General features: G+C 70.3%; 9 protein-coding genes. 5 read left to right on the top strand and 4 right to left on the bottom strand.

What is annotated here, in order from left to right; genetic code table 11:
• Nucleotides 1-117: 117 nt before the first annotated feature.
• Nucleotides 118-540, top strand: a complete 423-nt coding sequence (locus tag HD594_RS15965; RefSeq protein ID WP_184751970.1) for a hypothetical protein — start codon at nt 118-120, stop codon at nt 538-540.
• Here HD594_RS15965 and HD594_RS15970 read toward each other — a convergent pair.
• From HD594_RS15970 to HD594_RS15985, 4 genes are all read right to left on the bottom strand, one after another.
• A complete protein-coding gene (locus HD594_RS15970) occupies nt 504-2,975 on the bottom strand; it encodes an HAD-IC family P-type ATPase (RefSeq protein ID WP_184751972.1) in 2,472 nt (823 codons plus the stop codon). The two genes, HD594_RS15965 and HD594_RS15970, sit on opposite strands and share 37 nt — an antisense overlap.
• Before the next feature lie 140 nt (nt 2,976-3,115).
• Complete coding sequence (gene rplL, locus HD594_RS15975) at nt 3,116-3,511, bottom strand: 50S ribosomal protein L7/L12 (protein ID WP_184751975.1); 396 nt, start codon at nt 3,509-3,511, stop codon at nt 3,116-3,118.
• A gap of 42 nt (nt 3,512-3,553) precedes the next feature.
• Complete coding sequence (gene rplJ / locus HD594_RS15980; RefSeq protein ID WP_184751977.1) at nt 3,554-4,069, bottom strand: 50S ribosomal protein L10; 516 nt, start codon at nt 4,067-4,069, stop codon at nt 3,554-3,556.
• A gap of 448 nt (nt 4,070-4,517) precedes the next feature.
• Nucleotides 4,518-5,531, bottom strand: coding sequence for a hypothetical protein (locus tag HD594_RS15985; protein WP_184751979.1), 1,014 nt, complete (start codon nt 5,529-5,531; stop codon nt 4,518-4,520).
• A gap of 262 nt (nt 5,532-5,793) precedes the next feature.
• Here HD594_RS15985 and HD594_RS15990 point away from each other — a divergent pair, with 262 nt between their 5' ends.
• The 4 genes from HD594_RS15990 to HD594_RS16005 all read left to right on the top strand — a co-directional run bounded on the left by HD594_RS15990 (nt 5,794) and on the right by HD594_RS16005 (nt 10,054).
• Nucleotides 5,794-6,462, top strand: coding sequence for a YqaJ viral recombinase family protein (locus tag HD594_RS15990; RefSeq protein WP_184751981.1), 669 nt, complete (start codon nt 5,794-5,796; stop codon nt 6,460-6,462).
• Nucleotides 6,463-6,718: 256 nt separating this feature from the next.
• Nucleotides 6,719-8,416 (top strand): MDR family MFS transporter, encoded by a 1,698-nt coding sequence (locus HD594_RS15995; protein ID WP_184751983.1) that lies wholly within the window; start codon nt 6,719-6,721, stop codon nt 8,414-8,416.
• 10 nt (nt 8,417-8,426) lie between these two features.
• On the top strand, nt 8,427-8,882 hold the full coding sequence (locus HD594_RS16000; RefSeq protein WP_184751985.1) for a MarR family winged helix-turn-helix transcriptional regulator: 456 nt from the start codon (nt 8,427-8,429) through the stop codon (nt 8,880-8,882).
• A gap of 140 nt (nt 8,883-9,022) precedes the next feature.
• Nucleotides 9,023-10,054: an NADP-dependent oxidoreductase gene (locus HD594_RS16005; RefSeq protein WP_184751987.1), complete on the top strand. Its 1,032-nt coding sequence runs from the start codon at nt 9,023-9,025 to the stop codon at nt 10,052-10,054.
• Nucleotides 10,055-10,060 lie beyond the last annotated feature (6 nt).

Here is a 10,060-nt window from a genome sequence, read left to right on the forward strand (position 1 = left end):
GGGATCCCGGTTCAGGCGCGTGGAGGAGGGCAGAGCGGATTCGAATCGATTCGAAGAGTCCATGTTACCGGATACAGCGACCGCGTGGATCTTCCCGCGGCCCGTAGGGTGAGAGCCATGACGTCCGAGACCGCACCGACGCGCCGCCGCCCCGTCGCCGTCACGGTCGCGGTCGTCCTCATCTACCTCAGCGGTCTGCTGGCGACGGCCATCGGCATCCTGATCCTCCTCAGCCGCTACGACGTGCCCGAGAGCGAGGTGCTGACGGTGTCGCTGCTCGGGTCGGCGGTGATCCTGTTCGGGCTCCTCACCGTGTCGGCGGGCGCCAGCATCGCGCGCGGGAGCGCGCTGGCGCGGCTGCTCGTGACGATCTACCTCGGCCTGCAGCTCGTGCTGCACGCGGTCACGATCGTCGCGACGAGCGACTGGGACTGGGCGGGCTTCGTCCAGCCGGCGCTCATGATCTTCATCCTCGTCGTGCTGTGGCTGCCCCCGATGGCGCGCTACTTCGTGCGGGGCCCTGCCACCGCGGCCTCCTGAGCGGGCAGCGCCGCCTCGGAGCGCGCCACCACGCGACGGTGGACGAACCGCACGACCTCGATCGCTCCGATCGACAGCACCGTCGTGATCGCGACGAGCCACGCCGCGTCGCGGCCGGGATCGACGAACTCGAAGAACTCGGTGGCCAGCGGAACGGTGAAGATCACCACGAGCGCGACGAACATCGCGCCGATCACGAGCACCTTGTAGCGGGTCACGGGTCGCGACAGCACCGTCAGCACCCAGATCCCGACGATCGCCAGGATGACGGTGGCCCCGGTTCGCAGCTCGGCTTCGTCGACCCCGAGCGCCAGGGCGCCCTGCGTGTACAGCGTCAGGGCGATCGCGATGATCACACCCGCCGGGATCGCGAAGATCAGCGACCGGCGCAGGAACCCGGGGACGTACCGCTGCGCGTTCGGCATGAGCGCGAGGAAGAACGCCGGGATGCCGATCGTGAGGCCGTCCGTGATCGACAGCTGCCGCGGCAGGAACGGGAACTCGAGGATGAGGATGCCGAAGAGGATCGCGAGCCCCGTCGCGTAGACGGTCTTGGTGAGGAACAGCATCGAGACCCGCTCGATGTTCGCGATGACCTGGCGGCCCTCGGCGACGACGTCGGGCAGGTGCGAGAACTTCCCGTCGAGCAGCACCAGGCGCGCGACGGCCTTGGTCGCCGCCGCGCCGGAGTTCATGGCGATGCCCATGTCGGCGGTCTTGATCGCGAGCGCGTCGTTGACGCCGTCGCCGGTCATGGCGACCGTGTGGCCGCGGCCCTGCAGCGCGACGACCATCCGCTTCTTCTGCTCGGGCGTGACCCGGCCGAAGACCCGGTGCATCTCGAGCACCTCGCCGAGCGCCTCGTCGTCCTCGGGCAGGTGCCTCGCGTCGAACCCCTCGTCGACGTCGAGACCCACCTCGCGCGCGATCGCGGCGACGGTGCGCGGATTGTCGCCCGAGATGACGCGCACCCCGACGCCCTGGCGGGCGAAGTACTCCAGCGTCTCGGCGGCATCCGGCCTCACCTGCTCGCGGAAGGTGAGCACCGCCACCGCTTCGACCGCCCCGGGCAGGCGCTCCGCCTCGACGTCCGCGTCGGTGAGCGCCGCGTCCGAGCGGGCGAGGACCAGCGTGCGGCGGCCGGTCGACGCGAGCTCGACGACCGTGCCTCCGAGCGGGGTCGCCGGGTCTGCGGCGGCATCGCCGAACACCATCTCGGGCGCGCCCATGACCCACGTGCCGACCGGCCCCGCCGCGAACGACACCGCGCTCCACTTGCGCGCCGACGAGAAGGGGACGGATGCCGCGACCTCGAGGGGCGCCGCAACCGGGTACGGCTCCCGCAGGCACCGCGCCGTCGCGTTCGCGTCGGGCGCCGCGCCGTACCAGGCGAGCACCTGCTCGGCATCCGTCGTCGCGTCGTCGCCGGCGAGCGGATGCATCCCGTCGAACGCGATCTCGCCGGCGGTGAGCGTGCCGGTCTTGTCGAGGCAGATGACGTCGATGCGCGCGAGGCCCTCGACCGCGGGCAGTTCGTTGACGAGCACCCGGCGGCCGGCGAGCTTGGCGGCGCCCACCGCGAACGCGATCGAGGTCATGAGCACCAGGCCGAGGGGGATCATGGCGGTCAGCGCCGCGATCGTGTTGACCACCGGCTGCACCCAGCCGCCGTCCGTCCACACCGCTTCCCAGCCGCCGGCCACCATCACCTGGGCGTTGAGCACGAGCACGCCGACGGGCCCGATCAGCCACGCCATCCACGTGAGGACCTTGTTGATCGAGGTGCGCAGCTCGCTCGAGACCAGCGAGAACTTCTTCGCCTCGCCGGCGAACCGATTCGCGTACGAGTCCGCACCCACGCGCACGACCTGTGCGTCGCCCTCGCCGGCGACGACGATCGATCCCGAGAGCGCCTCGTCGCCCGGGCGCTTGTCGACGGCATCCGATTCTCCGGTCAGCATCGACTCGTCGATCTGCAGGGCGCGCGAATCCACGACGACGGCGTCGGCCGGAACCTGATCGCCCGCACGCAGCACGAGGATGTCGTCCTGGACGACCTCGCCCGGCATGATCTCGGCCTCGGCGCCGTCGCGCCGGACCCGCGCGTGGGGCGCGTTCAGCAGGGCGAGGCGGTCCAGCGCCGCCTTCGCCTTGAACTCCTGGTAGCTGCCGATGATCGAGTTCGCGAAGGCGGCGAGCCCGAACAGCCCGTCCTGCCAGCGACCGAGGACCAGCAGGATGCCGAAGCACGCGAACACGATGCCGTTGAACAGCGTGAAGACGTTGGCGCGGATGATCGTCCACGCGCTGCGGCTGGTGTCGGCCTCGAACGCGTTCGCGCGCCCCTGCGCGATCCGCTCGGCGACCTCGGGGGCGGTCAGCCCCGTCGACGGGTCTGTCGGGACGAGGTCGGAGGCGACGGGGGCGGCATCCATGTGTCACACCCTAGAGGCGGACCCGCGCGTGCGAAGCGGCCGAGCGGGATTCCGCGCGCGCTCGCGGGTTCGCGCGGTGCGGGGACGCAGAAGACCCCGGATGCCGAGGCACCCGGGGTCTTCAGGAAAGTGAAGCGAGATTACTTGAGGGTAACCGTCGCGCCAGCCTCCTCGAGCTTGGCCTTCGCCTTCTCGGCGTCGTCCTTGTTCGCGCCCTCGAGAACGGGCTTCGGGGCACCGTCGACGACGGCCTTGGCCTCGCCGAGGCCGAGCGAGGTGAGCTCGCGGACGGCCTTGATGACCTGGATCTTCTTGTCGCCGGCGGCCTCGAGGATGACGTCGAACGCGTCCTTCTCCTCCTCGGCGGCGGCGTCGGCACCCGCACCGCCGGCGGCGGGGGCGGCACCGGCAACGGCGACCGGGGCGGCGGCGGTGACGTCGAAGGTCTCCTCGAACGCCTTGACGAACTCGCTGAGCTCGATGAGGGTGAGCTCCTTGAACGCGTCGAGCAGCTCCTCAGTGCTGAGCTTTGCCATGATGATTCTCCTTGATTGGGGTTTCTATCGCCGCTGGCCGGTTCAGGCCGCGGACTCCTGCTTCTCGCGCAGCGCGTCGACCGTGCGAACGGCCTTCGACGGGAGCGCGTTGAAGACGAATGCCGCCTTGGTCATCGAGGCCTTCATCGCACCGGCGAGCTTCGCCAGCAGGACTTCACGGCTCTCGAGGTCGGCGAGCTTGTTGACCTCGTCCGCGGTCAGAGGGTTGCCATCGAAGTAGCCGCCCTTGATCACGAGAAGAGGGTGTGCCTTGGCGAAGGCACGCAGACCCTTCGCGACGGCGACCGGGTCACCGTGCACGAACGCGACCGCCGACGGACCCTTGAGGCCCTCGTCCAGTCCCGTGACCCCCGCGTTGTTCGCGGCGATCTTGGTCAGCGTGTTCTTCACCACGGCGTACTCCGCGTCCTGACGGATGCTGTTGCGGAGCTCCTTGAGCTCGGCAACCGTCAGACCGCGGTACTCGGTGAGCAGAACGGCGGTCGAGTCCTCGAAATTCTTCGTGAGCTCGGCGACCGATGCTTCCTTCTGCGCCATGGCCACTCCTTGTGTGTACGTCACGCTCCGCGGAGGCGGGGCGTCGACCTGGACCACCGTGCTCCGGGCATGAAAAAAGCTCCGGCGCAAGCGCACGGAGCGGGAATCCCGAGGGAGAATCGTTCGTGACACCTGCGCGGGCCCCTGCATTCACAGAGCTTCGATCGGACCGCGCTTGCGCGCACTCCGATGACCGGCGGTCTTCGGCTCCCTCAAGTGTACGGCCTCCGCCGCCCCCCGCCAAATCCGCGCGTTGACTCATCGAAGATGCCCGCGTAGCTGCATTCGTTGACTCATCGAGGAATGCCCGCTCGGTCCTCCCTCCCCACCCCGCTCATTCCTCGCGCGCTCCGGCGAGTGCATGTGCACTCGCCGAGACGACAGCTTCTGGTCGGGAAGCGACGTATGCACTCGACGACTGCATGTGCACTCGCCGCGTGGCCCGCGGTCACGCGGGCCGGCGGGAGGAGGACGCGATGGGTGGGGTGATGCCGAACGCGGCCAGACGGCGCGCGAGCGTCGCGGCGTCGGCGATGTGAGGGTCCTCGACACGACCGAAGCGCTCCTGCCGCGTTCCGCGGATCCAGTCCTCGCGCCGCTTCTCTGCCAGGATGACGTCCTCGATGGTTTTGCCGTGTCGCAGCGCAGCGTCCCGGTACTTGCCTTCGCCGTCGAACTCCAGGAGTGCCCGGGCTTCCGCGATCCCGATGTCGACCTCGTAGTCGTGGCCGGCCGGCCCCGGCACCGGGACCTGGAGCTCGAAGCACCGGAACCCCAGCTCGTGCAGCCGGACGCGGGTCACACTCTCGCCGGGGAGTTCCGCACGCCCGTCGGCGAAGGCGATCACCTCACGAGCCTGACGGATGCCGCGCGCACCCTTCGCGCCGGCCGCGCGCTCGGCCAGGCGGGCGCGCATCGCCTCGGCGCGTTCGGTGTCGTACCGGCGGTCCGTCATCGCAACACGACGCAGCGCCGCATCCGCCGCCGAAACAGCCGCGGCAAAGGACAGCGTGCGGGCCAGATCGAACACCGTCCGCTCCAGCGACGTGCACCTGACACCGCCGATCACGGCGATGTCGTCATCGCTCAGCTCTTCGGCATGCCGCGCGAGCCCCGGCCGGCTCGGCGCCCGGGCTCCCGGCGGCAGCGCCACATGCACGGCATCCGGGACGTGCCGATAGAGCGGAAGTGCCCACACCGCCGCCGCCGAGTCGCGCACCGCGACGGCGACCGCCCTGTCCATCTCGGCGAAGGCGGCGCTGACCTCGAGGCGGTGCCGAGACTCCGGCCACAAGTCGGCCCACAGGGCGCCGTCGACATATCGGTTGCGCTGCAGGCGCCGAAGGCGTCCGCCCGCAACCGCGGCGCCGATCTGGCGGGCCGTCCTCCCCTCCGCCCGGAGCTGCTGGTGCGTGAGCACGCATGAAGCCGCCTCGTCGAGTCCGATGTGGCGTCGCGGCATCCACTCATGGTGCACCCCGCGACACGCCCGTCACGGACTTGTCCCCACCCCTCCCCCTGTGGAGGAGCCCCCACCAGATGTCGCGTGCATGTGTTCTCGCCGAGGTGATAGCTCGTAGACGGTCGGGGACGTACCACCTCGGCGACAGCATATGCACTCGCCGGATGGGCGACCCGCGGGAGCGGATGCGCGCGGGCAGCGGATGCAGGCGGGGGCGGGTGTCGCGAGGAAACCTGGGGGTGGGGGTGAGTAGGGTCGAGGCGTGACTCCGGAGCTCGCCGCGCGCATCGTCGCGGATTCGCGCGACCGGGTGGCGTGGGTGCGGGCGCGCTCGCGCGGCATCACGGCGACGGATGTCGCGACCCTCACGTCCGAGCGGGCGATCGCGCGTGCCGCCGACGCCAAGCTTCTGGGCTCGGGCTTCTCGGGCAACGCGTACACCGCGCACGGGCGGGCCCGCGAGCCCGAGATCGCGGCGTGGGTCGCGGCGACCCACGGCATCCAGCCGTCGTCGGCGCTCTTCCACGCCGTCGTCGAGAAACGGCACCTGGCGACCCCCGACGGTATCGCGGTCGACGAGGGCGGCCGGGTGACCCTCGCCGAGATCAAGACCACCAACAAGGCGTGGAAGTCCATCCCCCGCTCGTACCTGCGCCAGGTGTGGTGGCAGCAGCACGTGCTCGGGGCCGAGCGCACGCTCGTCGCGTGGGAGCAGCACGACGACTTCGTGCCGGTCGGCGACGAGCCGCGCTGCGCCTGGGTGGATCGCGACGACGCCGAGATCGCGAAGCTCGTGGGCCTCGCGACGACCCTCATCGACGAGCTGTACCGTCGCACCACCGGGCGCGCCGTGCCGGCACGACCCGACGAGCGGATGCCGCAGCCCGCGACGCCGCGCCAGGCCTACCGGGCCCTCGCGCTCGCCGACTGACACCGGCGCGCGCAGCGCGCGGGCTCCGTTCACGCGTTGCGCCTCACCCCACGTCACCCCATCCCGCGTTTCTTCGCGCGAGCCGCGGGCACCTGCGCCCACCGCCCCGGCGCAACCCCCGCGATGCTCGTGCCCCCGCGTGGACCCTGTAGTTGACCCACGTCAAGCATCCCCTTATAGTTGACCAATCTCAAACATTGACCTGAATCAACCAGAGCGCCGACGGCGTCGCTCCCCCATCGCTCCGAAGGACCCCATGTCTGACACCGCCGCCGCCGCCCGGCCCGCCATGTCGCACCGCGAGGTGCTCCAGGCGCTCTCGGGCCTCCTCCTGGGCATGTTCGTGTCGATGCTCGCGTCGACCGTCGTCTCGACCTCGCTCCCCGTCATCGTCCACGACCTCGAGGGAGACCAGGCCGCGTTCACGTGGGTGGTCACCGCGACCCTGCTGACCACGGCGATCTCGACCCCGGTCTGGGGCAAGCTCGCCGACCTGTACGACCGCAAGCTGCTGTTCCAGCTCGCCATCGCGATCTTCGTGCTCGCCTCGGCGTCCGCCGGATTCGCCCAGGACCCCGGAATGCTGATCGCGTCGCGCGCCGTTCAGGGCCTCGGCGCCGGCGGCCTCGCCGCGCTCAGCCAGGTGCTCATGGCCGACATCATCAGCCCGCGCGAGCGCGGCCGGTACATGGGCCTGTTCGGCGCCGTCATGGCCGTCGCGACCGTCGGCGGTCCGCTGCTCGGCGGCGTCATCACGGATGCGTGGGGCTGGCGCTGGAACTTCTTCGTCGCGCTTCCGGTCGCCGTCGCCGCGCTCATCATCGTCCAGAAGACGCTCCATGTCCCACGCCACTCGCGCAGGGTCTCGATCGACTACGTCGGCATCGTGCTGCTGTCGGCCGCCGTGTCGCTGCTGCTGATCTGGGTGACGAACGCCGGCACCGACTACGACTGGTGGAGCCTCACGACCCTGCTGATGGTCGGCGGCGCGGTGCTGGCGACGGCGCTGTTCATCGTCGTCGAACTGCGGGTGAAGGAGCCGCTGGTCCCATTGTCGCTGTTCCGCAACCGGACCTTCACGCTGGCCGTGCTGGCCTCGATCGCCACGGGCATCGCGATGTTCGGCGCATCGGTGTTCCTGAGCCAGTACATGCAGCTCGCGCGCGGCGCGACCCCCACCGAAGCGGGCATCATGACGATCCCGATGATCGCCGGGCTCCTCGTCGCCTCCATGACCATCGGCGCGCTCATCACGAAGTTCGGGCACTGGAAGCCGTACCTGATCGGCGGCGCCGTGATGCTGATCGCCGGCGCTTCGCTGCTGTCGACGATCGAGTACGACACGAACTTCGCCCTCGTATCGCTCTACATGGCCCTCCTCGGGGCGGGCGTGGGCTCGACCATGCAGAACCTCGTCCTGATCGTCCAGAACACCTCCCAGCCCACCGAGATCGGCGTCGCCAGCTCGGGTGTCACGTTCTTCCGCAGCCTCGGCGGCACGGTCGGCGTCTCGCTCATGGGCGCGGCTCTGGCGTCTCGCGTGACGGATCTGCTCGCCGGTCGTCAGGCCGATCTCGCGGCGGCGCTCGCCGGCCTCGGCGACCAGGGCTCCGCGGTCGCCGAGAGCCTGCAGTCCGACACCCTTCCGGCGGTATCGAGCATGCCCGACGCCATCCGCGTGATCTTCGAGGACGTCTACGCGCAGGGCATCTCGCACTCGTTCCTCATCGCCGTGCCGTTCGCGGTGATCAGCCTCATCGCGATCCTGTTCCTGCCGAACACGCCGCTGACGCGCATGACGACCTCCGAGCGCATGCACGCCGCCGAGGCGGATCTCGCGACGGTCTCGACGAGCGAGGGGATGCAGACCCTCACCGCCACCGCCGCCATCCGCGTCCAGGGCCGGGAGCGCCGCGACGTCGAGGCCGCACGCCGTGCCGAAGCCCGCGACTAGGCTCGGCGTCATGTCAGGCGAGGCTCCCGACCCGCGCACCGCCGCGGTGCGCGCGCTCGAGCTCGAGTTCGGGTCGCTCATGGGCATGTTCCGGAGGATCATCGCCGAGAACGCCGATCGGCTGAGCCCCGGGATGCTGCCCGGCGTCTACAAGGTCTTCACCGTCATCGCCCGTCGCGAGTCCATCACGCTGTCGACCCTCGCCGACGTCCTGGCCGCCGACAAGGGGCAGACCAGCCGCGCCGTGCGCGAGCTCGAGGAGCTCGGGCTCGTCCAGCGCACCCCCGACCCCGCCGATCGCCGGTCGCAGCTGATCTCCCCCACGCCGATGGGCCTCGAGCGGCTCGCCGCGGCGCGCGCCCCGCAGGAGAGGTCGCTCCTGGCCGCACTCGAGGACTGGTCGGTCGACGACATCGACGACCTCGCGCGGATGCTGCGCGCCCTCGCCGCGGGCGAGTCGCCCTGACAGCCTCGCGCTGACGGCGCCCGCGACCTTCGCCATCGTTTTCACCGGTGTAACACGGCCGAGACAATCGGGATGTTGACTGATCGCAGAGCAAGCAACGAGTGCTGCCGACGTCGACATGCACTGGAAGGAGCGACCGCATGAGATTCCGGCCGCTGCGGACATCCCGGAACACACCCGACCCGACGGTTCCGATCAGCGATCCCCCCGAGTCGATGACGGCTGTCGTCTTCGACGAGCCAGGTGGACCCGAGGTGCTGCACACCGCATCCGTCCCCGTCCCGACCCCCGTGCTGAGCGAAGTGCTCGTGCGCGTCGTGGGCGCGGGCATCAACCCGATCGACGCCAAGACGCGTGCCGGCAAGGGGCTCGCGGGCGCTGTGTCCCACTTCCCGACCGTCCCGGGCTTCGATTTCAGCGGCGTGGTCGTCCAGGCGCCCTATGAGGCGCATCCGTTCCCGCCGGGCACGGAGGTCTTCGGCATGGCCGCCTACCCGCGCTCGGGCGGCTCGTACGCCGAGTACGTGGTCGTGCCGACGCTGTCTCTCGCCCGCAAGCCCGCAGCCCTCTCGCACGTCGAGGCGGCCGGCGTCCCCCTCGCCGCGCTGACGGCGTGGGGACTCATCGTCGAGACGGCGCGGGCGCACGAGGGTCAGCGCATCCTGATCCATGCCGGCAGCGGCGGCGTCGGTCACTTCGCCGTCCAGTTCGCGGCGTACTTCGGCGCGCACGTGACGGCGACGGCCTCGGGCCGCAACGCGTCGTGGCTGCGCGAGCTCGGCGCGAATGTGGTGATCGACTACACCACGACGAAGTTCGACGAGGTGCTCTCGGGCATGGACGTCGTCATCGACCTCGTCGGCAACGCCATCGACGACACCGGCACGCGCTCGCTGTCGGTGCTCCGGCCGGGCGGCATCTACGTGCTCGTCCCCACGGGCTCGTGGCCCGAGTACGCCGAAGCCGCCGATGCCGCCGGGGTCCGGGCGACATCGTTCAAGGTCATTCCCGACGGCAACGCCCTGGCCACGATCGGGCGCCTGCTCGACTCGGGGGCGGTTCAGGTCTACGTCGAGAAGGTGCTCGATCTGCCGGATGCCGCCCAGGCGCACACGGCACTCGAGGACGGCCACACGCGCGGCAAGATCGTGCTGCGCGTCAGCGACGACTGACGGCGG

The sequence above is a fragment of the Microbacterium thalassium genome (assembly GCF_014208045.1).
In the GTDB taxonomy this organism is placed as follows: Bacteria; Actinomycetota; Actinomycetes; order Actinomycetales; family Microbacteriaceae; genus Microbacterium; species Microbacterium thalassium.